The organism is Marinobacter sp. tcs-11 (genome assembly GCF_002049515.1).
GTDB lineage: Bacteria > Pseudomonadota > Gammaproteobacteria > Pseudomonadales > Oleiphilaceae > Marinobacter > Marinobacter nauticus.
Genome location: NZ_LLYU01000016.1, coordinates 1 through 17,271, shown reverse-complemented (window position 1 = coordinate 17,271; position 17,271 = coordinate 1). Strand labels below are relative to the sequence as shown.

Annotated in this window: 16 protein-coding genes; 8 read left to right on the top strand and 8 right to left on the bottom strand. The window is 52.2% G+C overall.

The annotated features are described in order from the left end of the window. Nucleotides 1–257 precede the first annotated feature (257 nt). Nucleotides 258–1,706 carry a tyrosine-type recombinase/integrase gene (locus ARC85_RS15090; protein WP_286715325.1) on the bottom strand — a complete coding sequence of 483 codons (1,449 nt, stop codon included), beginning with the start codon at nt 1,704–1,706 and terminating at the stop codon, nt 258–260. 113 nt (nt 1,707–1,819) lie between these two features. On the opposite strand from ARC85_RS15090, the gene ARC85_RS15085 reads away from it, so the two are divergent. Genes ARC85_RS15085 through ARC85_RS15070 form a run of 4 tightly spaced genes read left to right on the top strand, consistent with a single transcriptional unit; the run spans nt 1,820 to nt 5,237 of the window. Next, nucleotides 1,820–2,563 (top strand): metallophosphoesterase, encoded by a 744-nt coding sequence (locus tag ARC85_RS15085; protein ID WP_286715323.1) that lies wholly within the window; start codon nt 1,820–1,822, stop codon nt 2,561–2,563. 26 nt (nt 2,564–2,589) lie between these two features. Continuing rightward, nucleotides 2,590–3,465 carry a 3'-5' exonuclease gene (locus tag ARC85_RS15080; protein ID WP_011783329.1) on the top strand — a complete coding sequence of 292 codons (876 nt, stop codon included), beginning with the start codon at nt 2,590–2,592 and terminating at the stop codon, nt 3,463–3,465. 3 nt (nt 3,466–3,468) lie between these two features. Continuing rightward, complete coding sequence (locus tag ARC85_RS19665) at nt 3,469–4,179, top strand: GmrSD restriction endonuclease domain-containing protein (protein ID WP_353744308.1); 711 nt, start codon at nt 3,469–3,471, stop codon at nt 4,177–4,179. A 29-nt stretch (nt 4,180–4,208) separates the two neighbouring features. Next, a complete protein-coding gene (locus ARC85_RS15070) occupies nt 4,209–5,237 on the top strand; it encodes a DNA-binding protein (protein WP_286715321.1) in 1,029 nt (342 codons plus the stop codon). Nucleotides 5,238–6,198: 961 nt separating this feature from the next. Here ARC85_RS15070 and ARC85_RS15065 read toward each other — a convergent pair. From ARC85_RS15065 to ARC85_RS15040, 6 genes are all read right to left on the bottom strand, one after another. Beyond that, nucleotides 6,199–6,870 carry a DUF6884 domain-containing protein gene (locus tag ARC85_RS15065; protein WP_286715319.1) on the bottom strand — a complete coding sequence of 224 codons (672 nt, stop codon included), beginning with the start codon at nt 6,868–6,870 and terminating at the stop codon, nt 6,199–6,201. Between the two features lie 30 nt (nt 6,871–6,900). After that, the gene (locus ARC85_RS15060) at nt 6,901–7,497 is read right to left on the bottom strand and encodes a hypothetical protein (protein WP_286715317.1); all 597 of its coding nucleotides are present in this window, start codon (nt 7,495–7,497) and stop codon (nt 6,901–6,903) included. Beyond that, nucleotides 7,494–7,676, bottom strand: a complete 183-nt coding sequence (locus tag ARC85_RS15055) for a hypothetical protein (RefSeq protein WP_286715315.1) — start codon at nt 7,674–7,676, stop codon at nt 7,494–7,496. Before ARC85_RS15055 ends, ARC85_RS15060 begins: the two co-directional genes overlap by 4 nt. A gap of 116 nt (nt 7,677–7,792) precedes the next feature. Continuing rightward, complete coding sequence (locus tag ARC85_RS15050; RefSeq protein WP_011783336.1) at nt 7,793–8,350, bottom strand: hypothetical protein; 558 nt, start codon at nt 8,348–8,350, stop codon at nt 7,793–7,795. 53 nt (nt 8,351–8,403) lie between these two features. Next, a complete protein-coding gene (locus ARC85_RS15045) occupies nt 8,404–10,131 on the bottom strand; it encodes a S8 family serine peptidase (RefSeq protein ID WP_286715314.1) in 1,728 nt (575 codons plus the stop codon). Between the two features lie 27 nt (nt 10,132–10,158). Then, nucleotides 10,159–11,070 carry a hypothetical protein gene (locus ARC85_RS15040; RefSeq protein WP_011783338.1) on the bottom strand — a complete coding sequence of 304 codons (912 nt, stop codon included), beginning with the start codon at nt 11,068–11,070 and terminating at the stop codon, nt 10,159–10,161. A 237-nt stretch (nt 11,071–11,307) separates the two neighbouring features. Between ARC85_RS15040 and ARC85_RS15035 the strand changes: the two genes are divergently transcribed. Both ARC85_RS15035 and ARC85_RS15030 read left to right on the top strand, forming a co-directional pair. Then, complete coding sequence (locus ARC85_RS15035) at nt 11,308–12,015, top strand: DNA binding protein (protein WP_286715311.1); 708 nt, start codon at nt 11,308–11,310, stop codon at nt 12,013–12,015. Nucleotides 12,016–12,041: 26 nt separating this feature from the next. Next, nucleotides 12,042–12,341, top strand: coding sequence for a hypothetical protein (locus ARC85_RS15030; protein ID WP_041657256.1), 300 nt, complete (start codon nt 12,042–12,044; stop codon nt 12,339–12,341). 6 nt (nt 12,342–12,347) lie between these two features. On the opposite strand, the gene ARC85_RS15025 is transcribed toward ARC85_RS15030, so the two are convergent. Further along, a complete protein-coding gene (locus tag ARC85_RS15025; protein ID WP_041657254.1) occupies nt 12,348–12,959 on the bottom strand; it encodes a thermonuclease family protein in 612 nt (203 codons plus the stop codon). A gap of 541 nt (nt 12,960–13,500) precedes the next feature. On the opposite strand from ARC85_RS15025, the gene ARC85_RS15020 reads away from it, so the two are divergent. After that, nucleotides 13,501–14,991, top strand: a complete 1,491-nt coding sequence (locus ARC85_RS15020; protein WP_286715309.1) for a site-specific integrase — start codon at nt 13,501–13,503, stop codon at nt 14,989–14,991. Beyond that, the gene (locus tag ARC85_RS15015; RefSeq protein WP_286715307.1) at nt 14,988–17,225 is read left to right on the top strand and encodes a hypothetical protein; all 2,238 of its coding nucleotides are present in this window, start codon (nt 14,988–14,990) and stop codon (nt 17,223–17,225) included. The genes ARC85_RS15020 and ARC85_RS15015 overlap by 4 nt, the downstream gene beginning before the upstream one ends. The last annotated feature ends 46 nt before the right edge of the window (nt 17,226–17,271 follow it).

The following is a 17,271-nucleotide window of genomic DNA, read 5'->3' as shown; positions in this document are numbered from 1 at the left end:
CCGATTGCTGGTTCACTGATTGGTTTTCTATAGAAAACTCGGGTTGGCAATGTTTGGCGGAAAAAGGTGTTTTCTATAGAAAACTCGCCTGGGCGTTGAGGTCGGCTAGCACTGTCATTAGCTGGAGTTTTCTATAGAAAACCGACGACCATTCAAAAGGGTGTGGGGTGGAAGAGCGGTCTCGCCCCCCAGTTTTCTATAGAAAACTAAAACGTGCGCCTGTGACTGGCCATATAGTTTTCTATAGAAAACTACGCTCAGTCAGGGGCGCCAGTGGTTTTGTTCTGAGCCTTCAGGGCTTCTGCCAGCTCATCCGTTGTTGCGTCAACGTAATCGGATGTCGTCTGTATGCTGGCGTGATTAAGTAAACGTCTTGCGATCGTCAGGTTGTTATTGCTAGCCGCCAAAATTCGTTTCCCGGCGACATGCCGAAACCAATGGCTGGATGCGTTCACTAGAAGCTGGGCGCCTGAATGGTCGCCTTGCGCTCTTAGTTCGTCCGCCAGCGACTTTAAAAATCGATCCATGAGTCGGTAGAGCCCGGACCTCGACAAAGGCTTGAGTCTATCAATCCTGACTACGTTTCCTGACCGTGGAAGGTTCGCGGAGCTGGGGATTAAAGGGCAGGCCTCTTCGTTGTGGGAAGGGTAGGGCGTCAGCCCCAGAGTGACTCGCATCAGGACAATTTTTTCCATTACCTGGTCTGGCAAAGGAAGTGATCGGTCTTTATTTCCCTTTCCTTTTGGGAGTAGCCAGATCCAGTTTGTTGCCCCGGCCGCATGCTGCGGCACGATGTTTGAGGTCATTGCATTCAGTAAATCTGACGATCGTGCGCCCATGGTGCCAGCCAGCGCGATAATAAGCTCCAGTCGCCGCCTTTCAAAGTCGCGCCGAAGTCTAATTGCCTCGCTTTCAGTGTTGTATTCATTGAGCTTGATTTGCTTTGAATACGCTGTCGGGAATTCTTCTATTTTCGCCATTAAAGATTCAGGGATTTGCCGGAGCGCAATCTGCTCGGGGCGGGGGAGGGCGGTGTGCCTTATTAGAACCTTTGGTTCGGGCATGGTATTCGCCAGCAGCCAGCCATTTGTGTGCAGATAACTGATTAAAGATCGGCAGATCGTAAGCGCTTGCCTCGCCGAACCATTGCTCAGCGGAGCCTGAAAGGGTCTCCAGCCAGGGTTGCTCCGGGGGAGGCGCTTCTTGCCTATCCATCGCTCGGCTGGCCGGGGATCTAAGAGGAATGCGGAGAAGCGAACATAGTCCTCCCTCGATGCATCGGAAAGAGTCATTCCCTGGTCCGCCAGCCAAAGTAGCAGGCGCTCGACCTCTTTCCGGTAGGCTGCGGCAGTGTTCTTGTTACTACCTGCTCGTTCCGCAAGCCAGATTCCAACCGCTTCGGCGTCCGTGGTTGCTCTGAAGGCCTTTTGATCAGGGTTAAACAGCGGGCCCTTGTGAGAGGGGATAGTACGAAACCCAGACGGCGCGCCCCAGGGTGGTGTGGTCGGCTGGGTTGCTTGAATTGCTTTGCCTTCCCCGTCGCTCGGGGTTCTTCCGTTATGTTCCACGATTTCTTGCCTCTGTGTTTCACGCTTTTTCTGAACTGACTGGAACGCTTGCCCCATCTGGCCTGTTAGCGCATCAGTATTGCCGGGCGCGAGGGTAGGGGAGGGTTCTGTGAGACTGTTCCACGCGGCAGTTTTCAATTCTACGGCGCCGCATGGGTAGAATCAACATAATATAGATTATGTTGTATCCGTGGAGGTAACATACTAAATAATACGGTATACTATACGTACGTAATACGTTTGAGGTGTTTATGTTTAAGGTGGATTCAGTCTGTGGTCGAAACCACTCCCTTATGCGCCTTCCAGCAAACCATGTCGGGCGTGATCTTTTTGTCGGTGATATTCATGGGCAATACGACGACCTGATAGCGCAGTTGAAGGCGGTCAATTTCAATCCTGATATCGATCGCGTTTTCTGTGTTGGCGATTTAATTGATAGGGGTCCTGCTTCACGCGAATGTCTCCATCTTTTAAGGGAGCCCTGGTTCTTTGCTGTTCTCGGCAATCACGAGGATTTTTTTGTTGGCGCGTTCTACGAGGACGATGACAGGGCAGGGGAGAACCTCTTTTTGAATGGGGGTTCCTGGGTGCTTGCGGAAGATCAATCTGAGCTACGTAGTATGGCCGCGGACTACCTGGCTAATCTCCCGGTTGCCATAGAGTTGGAGACCGCTTGTGGTCGCAGGGTTGGAGTGGTTCACGCTGCCTGTTCATCCGGAGTGTGGGGCGAGTTCAATGTCCAGGCCGACATTTGGAATCGTAGAATTGCCGACTTTGAGCGTGATGCGCCGGAGGCAAATGTGTCAGGGATTGATGTTGTCGTTGTTGGGCACAATGTTGTGGCTGAGCCGTGCAAGCGGGGGAATACGGTGCTGATCGACACTGGCGCAGCTAAGGGGTGCGCGCTCACAGTCTGGGATTCCGAGCAGTTGTTGGCATTTGCAGGCTTGAAGGGTGATCTTGGCCCGGCAGGTAGCCCACGCGCTCGGATTTAGACCGATATTTACATAGGAGTTGTGCATTGTTCCCGATTGATGAGATTCCAGCGATCCAGTCTGCACCAGAGGATTTCAGGCTTCTGAGAAGGATTCCCTGGACGAAACCGGACGTGGCTTTTCCGATTATCAATGTGCCGGTAGAGGTGGATAACCTGCAGGCGGTTGTGTGGCTTGATTGTGAGACCACAGGCTTCCAGGCTGGGCACGATAAAATCATTGAGCTTGGCCTGACCAAAGGTTACGTCGACCCTATCACTGGTGAGCTGATTAGCCTGGTTGCGTCGGTAAGCTTTTATGAGGATCCCGGATTCCCTTTGCCCGAGATCATCACCCAGATTACCGGTATCACCGATGAAATGGTCAGTGGGCGGACGATTGATGGTGTTCAGGTTCGGGAATGGTTTACAGATGATCCCATCGTGGTTGCTCATAATGCCTCATTTGATCGTCCCTTCTTTGAGTCCAGGTTCCCCATGCTGGATCAGCTGCGCTGGGCCTGCTCGATGAAGGATATTCCCTGGCAAGAATATGGGTTTGAGTCTACCAAGCTGGAATATCTGTTGTATCGGCTGGGCTACTTCTATGAGGGCCATAGAGCGTCAATTGATGCGATAGCCACGGCATTTTTAATGTCTCAGGTTCCAAGGGCTTCGCGCGCTCTTTTGGAGGCTGAGGCGGCTAGTAACGTTCGTATTGATGCTATCGGTAGCCCATTCCACGTCAAAGACACGTTGAAGTTTCATGGTTTTCAATGGGATGGCGATAATCGCGTCTGGCACACAGAGGTTCGAGAGACGGCGCTTGATTCGATTCTAGCGTTCTTAACGCAGACCTACGATTTCGGTGGAGATCGTGCTCATGTGACCAGGCTTACCTCTCGTGATCGTTATAAGGGGTAGGGGATGGTCGTTCGAGTGGGGCAGCGCTGGCGTCCATGGTTCCGGGTTCTTGTTCTGTTTGTGCTGTCGGGGTTGGCGTATGCCGGCGATATAAAGCGAACCTCAAGCGGGCTGTGCCATCCCGAGCACAGCCCGTATTACAGCAGGATTAAGAGCTATACCGGTTATCCATCTATTTCTGAGTGCCTCAGAAGTGGGGGGCGTCTGCCGGAGGGCGTTTCGGCAAACCGGGTCCTGGTATCGGAGGGTGGTGGCGGAGAATATCGGAGATCCGCTTTCGGTCACGGCTGGTTGGACTTTGATCGTGATGGCAAAGACGCCAGGACAGAGGCTTTGATCGATCAGTCTACGGTTGCGGTTCAGTATGCTACTGACAAGCAAAGACGCGTAGTTCGTGGTCGATGGATTTCTCCGTTCACGGGTAACGCTCTCATGGATGTGTCTCAGGTTGAGGCTGATCATGTTGTGCCTCTTCGGTTCGCCTGGGAGCACGGTGCGCGCACGTGGACGGATGATCGTCGCCGGGAGTTTGCCAATGATCCCAGGAATATTCTGATCGTAGAGGCAAGCCTTAATAGAAGGGGGCGCGGGATATTGTCGACTGGCTTCCCCCGGCCGGGCAGTGTGGGTACATTGCGCGGTTCGTCAGGTTGGTGCGCATCTATGACCTGGATATCCCTGCCACAAGGCGGGCCCGATACACTGAATTGGTAAATCAATGTCGATCACAAGGGTAGTCTGAGATGCCGAGACCTCCAAAAGTCCAATACGATGATGTGGCTCGTTCGTGCGTCCGAATCATTAGCAAGGGGAAGCACCCGAGTATAGATGCAATCTATGATGACCTTGGCCGCATTGGGTCCCGGAGCACCATCCACAAGCATCGTCAGACGTTTCTTGAGCAGTTTGAGCGAGCTGGATTGTCGATGCTGCCCTCGGCACTTCCTGAGGCTTTGATCCCGGTATTTGAAGACCTGTGGTCTCAGGCCATTTTGCACGCCGGGAAGTCGTATCAGGAGCATGAGGCGGGCTATGAGAGTCGAATATCCGATTTGGAGTTGTCTGCCAGAAATCAAGAGGCGGTCATTGCGGAGCAGAAGGAATCTATCGCAACTCTGAAGCAGGAGCTTCGGTTGGCTTACCAGGAGAAAGCTGATGCGAATAAAGCACTCCGGGAAGCCGAGTCTACTAATCTGGGGCAAAAGGCCATTATCGACGCTCTTAGGGCGGACAAGGATACTCTGAATGAGCGGCTTGCTACTGAACGTAAAGCAGCCGATCGTCGGTATGATCTTGCTCAGCAGGATTGGGTGGCCGAGCGGGCTGCGTTCAAGGAGACAATTGAGGCGCTAAAGAAAAGCGCACGAGAATCCGAGGAAAAGCAGAATCGCCTCACCGATTACTGGACCATGCAGGTTGCTGATGCTCGCGACCAGGTAACGGAAATGAAGCAGCAGCTCCGGGAGGCCAAAGAAGCCCACCAGGCCGATCTATCGTTGGAGCGCACTCGCATTGCTCAGTTGACCAAGCAGGCTGACAGGTTAACCGACGATCTTGAGCGCCTGCGTCAGCAGCTACTGGAGTCTGAGGATGATAATGTGGAATTGCGGAAGCTGAATCAAAGTCTTAACGAAGAACTTGATCTTCTGAAGCCGGATTTGGAGCAGCGTCGGTCAGAGGTGCTTGATCTGAGGAAAGCGATTGAGGTTTTGGAGCGCAAAAACAGCGATCTGAGTGGCAAGATTGCTGATTTGGGTAACTCTCGTAAATAGCTGGGAGTCAATCTAGGGAGTGGGTGGTGTTGGGCCGCGTATGGCGGATCGTGCCGCCATCGCGAGTTCTGTTGCGGTAGTATCTCTGCCTTCATTCCCTGTGTTATGCGTATTTGCTATGTCTGAACTTCTGGATCGTTCCTCGCTGTTTTCCTCAGTTGACCTGTCAAATGTCTGGTACTCCGTAGATCAGGGTGGGAAGGTCATTTATTCCCAGGTTGGGCGGGATGTCTATCGTCCGCTATTCAAAGAGGTTGGCGTTGATATCCAAGCCATTTCGACGGTTGACGAGCACAAAGCGGCCGTCCAGAAAGTGGTTGGAAAGCGGGTAGCTGATATGAAACGGGGGCCTGGAGCTAGGCGCGGCAGATCTTGAGGTTTTTTAGATCTGCCAGAAGTCATCAGGAAGTAAGGGGTGGCCAGCTTCGTATAGGCGGCGCGATTTCCACAGCTGGTACCGCTGCGGCTGGAATTGGTCGAGGTCCTGTTCCCATTGTTTCCTGAAATGTATGGCCGTTCGCAGTGTATGAAGCTTTTGGTCTGCGGTGGATGGTTCTACAAGCATAAAGCTCCGGATGCGAGCCTTCCCTTTGCTATCCTGCCATCTCGCCTGGTACCGGAAGTACGTTTTTTGGCGGCGTGAGTCGAAGTAGCTGCTGCCCGTTACACCATTGACCCCTGTGTTGCTTCGGTTCGTTTCGTTAACCCGAAAAGAGGGGCGGCCGTTGCTTATTCGGCGTCGGTATCGTGCGCAAAGCGCCTGATTATCCTTGATGGCTTGTAGCACGGCCTTTCGCACTCCGCCGTGCTTCGCGTATGAGTAAAACTGCCCGTAATCCTTACGTTCATGGATGAAACGCATCTGGCATCCTGACGCACACGGGAATGTGATCCCGAATCGTCGCTCTGCTAATAGATCGCTTACTTCTGTTGGGATGGGCATACCGGTTACCTGCAGTGATTAAGCCGCAATGGCCCTGATTATCTGGTTTGCGATCTCAGCTTTTACCCACACCTGGCCCGCCCCCAGTGATTGGCAGTCGGCTTCCTCAACGGGAATCTGAAACAGATTGCATCCGTCAATCCTTAATCTGCAGGCAGCGTTGCCTACGAGTAGCGTGGGACAGGGGGCCAATAGTGGCGTTGAAACGGCGCAGGCATCGAGGTAGTCCTGTCCGAGCAATACCAGGGTGAGATCCGCGTCAGTACGCTCCACGGCATTCCTGAACGCTTGTGGTAGCCCCAGGATAATGGAACGCCGCGCGATCTCCGCTTTTGGTAACCCACTGAATGTTGCGTCATAGGATGCTATTGGTTGGTCGGCATCAATCAGCCCGTAACCAGCTGAGACAATCTTGAAGTCAAATTGAATGCTCGGATTCTCAGCGATGATCTCGCAGACGCGTTTATGCTGGCGGCCGCAATAGAGGTTGCGGGCTGAAATCGTCTCAATTTCGGCTTCACGCTTGGTAACCCATGAGGATCCCTTTTCGAAATCCGTCCAGGTAAGGGGGGATTCTGGATGCCTGGTTTTCGACTGGGTGCAGGAGGAAATGATCTGAACTCTGCGCACCTGCATTCGAGCAAGCAGTTCCAGGAGTGTCACTTTTGACAAGTGTGTTATCGCTGTCATTTGGGGGTTCCTGCTAGACCTGGTGGGTCGTTATCGTGATTGCGATTCGGTTTTAACTGCGGTCCACTGTGGCAGTCGTCTGTTGAGCGCTTTGTAAAACTGGTCTTCCAGCGTCTTGGTAGCCTTCGGTGTTGATACCCGAATTGCATGATGACCGTCAGGCGTGAGTGTCCAGGCGCTGTCTGATACATCCATTCCACCCAGGCGAATCGTTACTGTGCATTCGGGATCCGTTAGGCGGGTTTTATCGGATGGTAGGCTTGGGCATCCGAACTGTTCACCGGCAATCTGGAAAATGCTGGAGTAGCTAAGATCGGCAGGGTTTCCGGTGATAACCGGATTTCCCGGGTTTGAGATGGCAACCTTTTGGTGATCAATCTCGAGTTCTTTTAGGGTATCGATGGTGGCTTTCTGGTATACGGCCACAATAAACCGATGAACCATTCGATCATTCGGCTTATCCGCCCACACATCCTTCGTAACGGTTGCTGAAATCGGTTGCCACTGACCTGCTTTCATTTGGTCTGTCCCTGCGTCAGTGGCGCATCCCGCCAAGGTAGCTGCCAGCACAGAAAGCTTTACGGCCGATGCTGCCCATCTGTGGGTGGAGTTGTTGGCTTGTTTCATTCGTTTGCGTCCTTCGGTTCAGTAGTTGGTCTGGCGTCAGCGATATGAATGTCTACCAGTTGTTCAAGGTCTTCGTCGGACAGGCTTTCAAAATCAATGCTGTTGTGGGTGGTGAGTTCCCTTGCCATGGCCAGTAACGTGCGTCGATTAATGTCCTCGCGGCTACGTCTTGCGTTCATTGTTTGTGACCTTGCCTTTAGGGCGCACTATGTGCGCTTCTATACTGATTCTCTTGTGCCCCGCACTTGGCGCGCGGGGCTGTCGCGCTTGCCTCTGGCGGCGCGCTCTCTGGCGATTACAGATAGCTGTCCCGGGATGGCAGTGTTGATCGTCGGGGTTGCTCTGGTGTCTGTTCCTGGTTGTCGTCACGATATCGCCATTCCCTGTTGGGCGCTGGCGCGTCCTCGATCGTTTGCGGGGTGCTTGGCGATGCTTGCGGGTTGGCTCTTGCCTTGATGCAAGCGCTTGTGAGTCCCGTCAGTCCACGTTCAAAAGACTCTATTCTGCCGGAGCGGAGGTAGTCGTTTGCTGCGTTCGTGATGATTTGGCGGCTGGCGGCGTCTGGTTCGCTTTCAATAATGCCTTCCAAAATGCTCCGGATGGTTTTCTGCTGATCAACCCGGTTGAGTGTTACCTGGTTCCGCTCAAGCATAGCCCTGTCGGAAAGGTTGTGTGCTGTGGTTCGTATGGCGCTCACCAGTGACTGGCCGTAGCTCTCGCATGAGCGTTGAATGATTTGCTGGGTCATTTCCTGAGCGCTTGGAGGGTGTTCCTGGCCCAACGCTGGGGTTGCGCTGATCAGTGGAGCGAGTACAAGGGCGAGTGCGACGTGATTGCGGGTAGTGGTGGTCATAGTCCGGCTCCCTGTCAGGAGGTGGCCGGGGCGCGAAGGCCCCGGCTGCTGGTTCAGATGCAGGCGGTTGGAGTTGGCAGGCTGCTAATGTCCAGCGCCTTGATGGTGTCCTTCACAGAACAGTTGGTGCCGGTGGTCAGATCGCAGTGAGCAACGCCCAGCTGGCGGTTACCGCTGGCTTCTGCGCTCAGCTCGTTCACAGTGAAGGCCATGGCCTCAATAGTGTCCGTGCGCTGGACAATGTTTGCAGTGGTGCTCAGAGGGCTAAGCAGGTCACCTTGAGCAACGCTGAATACAGCAATGGAGTCGGTACCTGTTGGTGTTTCGCCATTCACTTCCACGATGTCACATACTCCTGCAGCGCCGGTGCGGGCCTGAAGGTACTGTGCAGCGGCCGGGTGCGTCAGCGCTTCGGTGAATTGCTCCCGGGCGCCAGACAAGGCAGGTTGAACGGTAACGGTTTCCCGTGCCACGCCAGCGCCATCCAGGAACAGCATCGCGTCAAGGATGCCAGCGCCCATATCAAGGACTGGCTCATTGCTGAAGGTGCGTACCGGCTTACCCGCGTTGGTCAGAATGCTGTCGATCAGCGAAGGGCTCAGGGCTGGACGCTCAGACAGGGCAGAGGCGATGATGCCCGCAACCAGCGGAGAGGCAAACGAGGTTCCGTAAATGCTGGTTTGAGCGCCATTTTCGTCAAGGGCGGGAATCGCAGAGCCTTGAGCGGAAATGGTGATGTTGTCGCCAGCGTTGGTGTAGTCCGCGCGGTACCCGTTGGCGGTTGTTGCGGCCACGGTGATCACGCCGTCGCAGTTGGCGGGCGCGTAGGTGGTGCTATCGGCAAAGTCGTTGCCTGCCGCGACAACCACGCTGATGCCTTTGCTGGTTGCAAAGTCGATGGCGTCTTGCATGTAGCTCGGGCAGCTGGTCTGTGCCGCCAGAGACATGTTGATCACATCGACCGGCTCACTGATGGCAGGCAGATCGGTGATGGTCAGGTCTTGCGCCAGCCAGCGAACGCTCTCGGCGTTATCTGACAGAATACCGGTGTTGGTGCAGTTCATGGAGCGGGCCGCAACCAGTTCGACGTTCGGAGACGCGCCGGCGATGCCGAGGCCATTATCGGAAGTTGCACCCGCTACCTGAGCTACAAAATGGCCGTGGATACTCATATCCTCGCCCGGCTGCAGGAACGGACACTCGATATTGGCGTCGGAGTTATAGAACTCGGGGCCGCGACCGTTGGCGAGTGATACGCCTTCCACGTAATTTACATCTGCTGAGCGGACAAAGCCGCCATCAACAATGCCAATCCGGATGGTGTTGGTGAAGTCGAGTCGCTGGTGGGCTTCGCTCAGGCGGCTGTTGTATTCGTGACCCGGGGTGAAGTAATCCTGCTGGTTGAACAGCGGGTCAGCGTAAGTAGCTGCGCCCTCGGAGGCTTTCGTGATGCTCAGGGACTGAATGCGGGACACGGGGGCTTTGGTCAGCGGTACCGGGTTGTAGGTGACCACATCACGCTCAACCAGAAGCACGTTAGGGTCCTGGAGCAGTTCGGCTTCGCGCTTGTCTGCTTCGCTGGCCGGTACGGTAACGCGGTCGTACTTGGTGGTGCCATCAACAAGCTGTCGCTTGACGATCAGGTGCACCTTGCCATTGATTTCGTGGATGCTCATATCTACCAGACCATTGGCAACAGCCGGGGCAGTAAAGAGGGCGGTTCCTGCGGCAATCGCACTGGCCAGCAAGGAAACTGAGACGGTTGTTTTGATCGCTTTCATGGGTGATCTCCTGTATCTGCTGGCCGGTTACTTGGCGTAAGGGAAAACGGTGTTGAAGAAGTCATAAGTGGCGTTGAAATCAAAGCTGTCGCCGTTCAACGTCCCAAAGTCTGCGTGAGTAAACCGTGTGTACCGTTCAAGATCCGCGTCATAGGTGAGCGGGTATGTGTCTTCGAGGTTTGCAGGAAGTGCCAGCCCCATCGTGGTAAGAGTGCTGGCGTGTGCTGACAGGATTTGCTCACCTGCATTGCCATAAGCCTGTACTACCGATTGAGTCATCAGTAACTGCTGCTCAAGGTTCGCTTCAGTGATCTGGCTGGTGCCATAGTCCGCTACCGCTTGCGTCAGGGCGTCAATCTGAGGCTGCGTGGTTTGTGCAACTGCGGTGGCGGTAGCAAGGGCCTGGTCAACACTTTGTGCTTTCTGGGTTTCGGAAACCTCTTTGGCCAGATATTCCAGTTCCGCGAGAATACTTTGCAGCCTCAGTTCGTCCGCCAGCATGAGGTTCGGCGCCGCAGAATCAGTCAGGGTGTTCGCCTGATCAATCAATGCGGCTGCACTGGTGTTGGTGGCATTGATGCTTACCGTGTACTTGCTGTTAGCGCTTGTCTGGACGGTAAAGCGGGCATTCCCATCGTTTTGAAGTTCGCCAATGGTGATGGAGAGGGTTTTGCCGTTGGCGTCCACCTCAATAGCCGGGTTCTCGATAATGGTTGTCAGGCTGGCGGTATCGATGTTGCCGTCAAGCTCCCGGGAAACGGTCTGGCTTTCGCCTACTGTCAGGGAAAGCGGCTTGTCGGTGATAGCTGGGGCCTTGGGCTTTTCGGGGGAGCTGCTGCCGCCACCACCGCCGCCGCAGGCGGTCAGGGTAAGAGCGGTCAAAATGCTAACGCCTAGTGTTGCTGCGCGGTGTTGCTTGTTGGTCTTGGAGTAATTCATGGCTTTGCCTCTCCGGAGGTGTGGTCGGTATCGGTATGGTTTTAGTATGCCTATGTTGCTACCTTCTTGCAAGTCATAAGGGGTAGTACAGAATGAATTATTGTGACGATTTGTATTTCTTGTCGGAGGTTGCTTCGATGCGGCCTATGGTTGGCGCTCTGGTCTTTGTCGTAATAGGTAGTATTATTGTGCCCAGATGGTTTTCCCCCAGGGTTTTTGTTTACTAAGAGGTTTCTTATGGTTCCCTCAGAAGAAATGGGGCCTTTGGCTCTTTACTTGGAGAAACAGCGTGAGCTCCGGCGCATCTCAGAAGAGCTGGAGCAATTAAAGTCAAACCGGACAATTGAGGCCGCCATGCGCATAAAGCATGAAATTGATGCCTTGCTGGCGGACTACGAGCTTACTCCGGAGCAGCTATTGGAAGCTCTCTGCACGTTGTTCGATCTGGCCAAGCCCTATGGTTACGAGGGTGATGGGTTGGAGGCTAAAGCTTCGCCTGGCGGGCGTGCTGATGTTGGTCAGGCCGAGAGCATAAACCAGGGTGATCGATCGGGTAAGCAGGGCGGAAACAAGAGTGCAGTCCGTCAGCGCGGTAATCGTGGAGCCAAGTCGAAAACTGAGCCACCCTCGGCCACGGGCGGTTCATTGGTTCCAGCTAAGAAGGTAACGATATCAACTCGATCTCCGAAAAAGCCGACTGTTGATAGTGGGGTAGCCAAGGGTCCAGAGCAAGGCGCGTCATCTTCTGCCCAGGAGAAACTGGCAAGCAAGCCCGTTGGTTCGAAGGTTCCTGGTGGGCGCCGTCAAACCAGGAAATACACCAATCCGCATACCGGCGAAGTTGTAAAAACGCGGGGTGGAAACCATCGTGTTCTCAATGAGTGGCGCAAAAGGTATGGTGCTGATGTTGTTGATGGGTGGTGGGTTGTTGCGGAGGCCGGCTAAGCGTGTACCTTCGGTTCCGGATGAATATGGCGTATAGGGATCTGGGTCCGCTCCGGGATGGAACGGTGCTCGAAATTGCTCCGGATGAGATTGTTCACTGGCTTGGTTACATCGAGCGTGATTTGGCCCGGGAGTGGGCGGGTTTGCTTGGGGCAAAAGAGGTATCTTTAACCTCGTATGCGAAAGTTGAGGGCTGGAAGGCCAGTGAGCTGGATGGATGGCAGTGGCTGGGGGCCGGGCAGACCTTCGTAGGCTTTCTGGTGGAGCAGGGGGTCTTTGCTGTAGTGGAAAGAGGGAAGCCGCTGATTAAGCGGCTTCCGGGATAGGTGAGCTCAGTTAAACGTTTCAGTCTCGGCCCTTCGGTAAGCTTCGTGCCATTTTCTGTCGTGGTGTCGGCCGTATTTGGTCACATATTTTGTAAATCCCGCTCTGATCATAATATCGCCCCAATCGCCGTCGGCAGTGATGATGTTGCATATTGGTCTGCCGTAGTAGCCAATGGTGTGGCAGGTCAGTAGAGCGTTTTTCCCTTCAAATTTCCCTTTTGCGTACTCGGATGCTTTGATTCCGGCTGCTGAGTTTCGGGTGGCGTCAGGGTGTACGGATTCTGCCGTATCGATGTTGGTTAGCCTGACCAGGATGGTGGGTGTTCGGGCGTTTGTGTTGTAGATCCGGTCTATGTCCAGTTTGCGTTGATAATCATCTTGGGCTCTTTGTGCCTGCGCTTTCAGTGCGTACAGCAATTCCATGGAGTGCGGCGCGATTCTCGCTGTGTCTCCATCAATCACCTGTGTAACGGTTCCTTTCCCGCTGATCGTAAAGTCTCCGTTCGCGCTGGCGGTTGGGCTGTTTGTGATCATCACCATCAATGCAATGATCATCCCAAGCATTGGGTCGGTGATCTGCTTCCAGGTCGGTTTTGCTGTGCATTCTGATTTCAACATGGTTATGCCTCGTAGTTGCTTTAACGCAATGGTACGCCATAGGCGTACTATGGTCAAATAATACGAGTTATAATATCCTCTGCGAAACATGATAGAGCTCTGCAAAGGTTTTCATTATGCGGGTTACCAATAAGGCTGATTTGGAGCGATTAACCAAGGGTGGCGAGCTTGGGCAGTCGGGTATTTCATCATGGGCGTCCCGCCAAATTGAAAGGGCCCTCGCTGAATCATCGGGGGCCAAGGTTCCCCGGGAGCGGCGGCCGGGATCAACAACTGGTGGTAAGGGTGCCCCAAAGAAGAGGGCTCGGCAGGTTGTCGGTGAGAGTCCGGGTGAGGCGGCTGTCCGCTTGGCTCTTATTTCCGCGTTTGGTGACTGGCATAAGGGGGGTGAGGTTGTGGCCGAACTGATGCCATTCCGTACCCGCCGTTTTCGGACGGATAATTCATTACCCCGTTGGCGTATTACGGTACACGTAATGAGTTGACACACTACTGTACACGCATTAGCCTGTGCACATAAATACTGTATGGATAGCCAGCAATGAAGCCGGGGAATTTCTCTAAGGAACCTCTCAACTCATCAGCCCGCCTTTCGAAGATACGAATTTTTATTCCACGCAGAGTCGATTACGAGGCGGAAAACTTGGCGATATTTTCTCCGTATCGATTCCAAGCCCCCTATTCACTATCTGTAATAAGAGAAGAAGGGATTATTCGGAACTTCCCTATGCTGTTCCGTGGAAACGGTGAACCTTGGGATGTTGGCAACCTCTACTTAATGCATGAGTTATCGGAGAGAGCCAAATTTGAAAGAATCACCGTTGAGACCTTCGAAACCCATGCCGTTCATTTGTTAGCTTTTCTTCGATGGCTGGAGCATAACCAGGCTGAGGGAAACAACATCAACGAATTCACATTCCCTGATGATCCTCATGAGCGAGTAACCTATGCATATCGCAGATATTTAATGAGGCAAATACGGAAAACACCACCTCCCATTTCACTAGGGGTCGCCAAAACCCGCATGGGTATAGTCGTTAGCTTTTACAGAAGCTTGATTAACGGAAGACTTGTCGATGCCTCTGAGCTCTCTAACGCCCCATACGAGGAGAGAGTTGCAGGCATTCCCTACGTTAATCGCACAGGCCTGATGAGAATCAAAGAAGTTTTGACAACGGATTTGGCCATAAAAATCCCAAGACGCGACTCTGACGCAGACACGGAACACCTAAATGATGGAGGCAAACTAAGACCTCTCAACCCTGATGAACAGCGAATAATTACTGGCGCTCTTGAAGCCTATGGGAATCGAGTATTTGAGCTGATGTTTCTTTTTGCATGCACTACGGGGGCACGAAAACAGACCGTTTGCACTCTCAGAATCCACCACATCAAAAATTTACTGGAGAAACAGTCAGGCCAGGAGCTGAAACTAAAAGTTGGTGCGGGAACTGAAATCGATGTAAAAAACAAAGGTAACCTTAAACATTACCTTCTCCATATCCCCCGCCCCGTGGCGCAAATGCTTCTTGATTATTCGAATTCCACAGACGCAAAGAAACGCCGTAATGAGAGCTTTTACGGCGATTCAGATCGAAACTACATATTTCTCACACAAGACGGTACGCCATACTACACCAGCAGAGCTGAGATTTTACACCGAGAAGACCCGAGTTTTAGCAGCCGGGTTGCATCGGAAAATCGCATCGACTTCCCGATCGCAAGAGGACGAGCTCTAAATAATCTGATACATCGGCTCATAGAAAAGATCAGAAAACAGCACCCTGACTTCAAATACTTTCGCTTCCATGATACCCGCGCAACGTATGGCATGAATTATGTCAGACACTTCATCGATAAAGGGCATTCTCCGAGCAAGGTTATAATTGATCTATCCGCCCGAATGGGCCACGCCAATCCCGGCACAACGCACGATTATCTGTCCTACGACTCAAACAGAGAGCACGTAGATTGCACTGAAGACAGTTACGCAGCCTGGCTAGAGATCAACAGTCGGCAACAGTCACTATGAGTAGTCTGAGCCAGCTTAAAGCAATAAAAACCCAGGAACTTCTGGTGCCTCTGGAGCCTACCAACGAGAAGCTCAAAAGCCCGGAAACTACAGTTGTGAGATGGCAAAATTCATATTTGGAGACCTTTGCAATATTTCAATACTGCTACCTAGAGCGCCAATCTCTGAATAATGGAAAGCTACCACATGAAAAAACGAGAGACTTTCTTGTTAACCCAGAGTCCCTGTGCTTTCAAAGAGTGGAGTTGGTAACGAACTGGCTCCAAGGGATAGTGGGTGGAGAATGCAAACCAAGGCGCGCGCAGCACATTGGCCAAGCATTGAACTGGATTGACCAGAAAAGCCTCAATAGCCTTTTATACAGTGAAAAAACCCTGAGACGCTTGTACGAACAGTACACCTCCCACCTAATTCAGTTAGTCCATCAAAAACAGGAAGATCCGAATTCGCATGAAGGGCTAAAGCCCATATCCGCTGGAAACTTGCAACACGCTCTGCAAATGATCATTGAGTATTCCACTGGCATCAAACGCACCGACAGTAAAAAGTGGGCAACGGTCGTTTGCCCTTCATATTTTAACCCTTGGTTCGAACAGTTCAAAAAGGTGGAACCAGTCGTATTATTTGCCGGCAAGGATTTATATCAAGACGAAGAAACTCCTCCTCAAAACACTGAGATACGCTTCACCAAAAAGACCTCCGAAACCATTAAGGCTTTCAATTTTTGTTATCTGGATCGCGCGTCGCTTGTAAAACAAGGGAGCGGGAAAAGCCAGAAAGCGCAGCTATACGTGAACCCAGCAAGCCTATCCCGCAGCAGATGTCGTATTGTCTCGCACTGGATCAGAGACATGCTTAACGGGCGGACAACGCTAAGCCAATCTCGTTCGGTGAAAACTGCCTTTGACTGGATCGACAGGGCAAATAAAGATCCTGACATTTACGATTTGGAACGAGCAAAAAGCCTTTATCAAGACTTCAGCGCACACCTGGATAAGTGCGTTGCAAACAAAACCTTCAAAATAAACAGTGCCACAAACCACCAAGTCGGCATGAGCTATATCTTGAGCATAAGCCTTGGCATTGACTCCCCTGAAATCGAAAGCTGGGCCCCAAAACTCTCCTTGCAGCAAGATTATGAATACACTAGCGATCTCTTTGTAGATTTGGAAACTTATGATTTAATCGCCAACTCAGTAGACAAACCGCCTAAAAACATCCACCCCGAACGAGTTCTGCTCAGACTCAACGGAAAATCTACAGCGAACATAGCCAAACTTTGCTATTTGGATCGTGCGAGCTTAATCCCTCAAATTCACAAGTCTTCTGTATTTGGGCGAAGGGTAAACCTTGCTAGCTTGTGTCCCAAAAGATGCAGGCTTATGACCAACGTCGTCAAACAAGCCATAACCGGAGTGCTTCAAGGACGACAAGTCATGCAAATCGGCGTGGTATTGGAATGGATTGACGGGCATAGACGCAGCGAGGAGCTGCACTCAATTGCTTCTGCCAAAGTACTTTATTTAGATTACACCCAATACCTATTTCACGAGAGCCGGCTATCTAACGTTGGCGAAAAAAAAGGGAAGAGTGTCGACTGGGCAGCCTCCAACCAACACGCCATGGCCCTAGTCATAAGCCTTTCAATAAATGTTCCTTTTTCTACCGTCAGAAATTGGGCTATCCAAATAACGAGAAACTATCAGAGCCTCCCGCAACCTCGATTAAACGAGAATGAAGCGAAAAACTCCTACCAAATACACAGCCGTTTTTTTTGGGCATATAGTCAAGTAGCTCTCGGCCAAACCTCGACCGCAATACCTCTTGTGGTCCGACTAACAGACTTGGGTTACGAGAACTATATTGCTTTCAGCTTCAGAAACTCGAATTACACAGACTATGAAGCAAGAGGAAAAAAACGAACTTGGAGAGAAGCCGCCTTCTCTGAGAATGGTTTTGATACCGATATCGAATCCGTCAAAAGAAAAACGGGCAACTTAGGCATCGGTTGGACAAATCAAAGCACAAACAAATACAACTTCACAAAAACTTCGTTGGAGGCAACGGGGTTCGCGTTTTCTTTGGAGACCATTAGGCACTTTGCAAACCGCGCTATAAAGCATTTTGGACACATGCTGATGTATGCCTCTGGCGCCAATGCTAACCATCTGTCAATGGCCATTTATTTTGACCCACCTTTGGCCAATAAAATTGACCCACCCTTTATAGTCTAGCTTGTAACTTTCTGCTTCAGTCGATAGCTTTCTCCTCCCAACATAA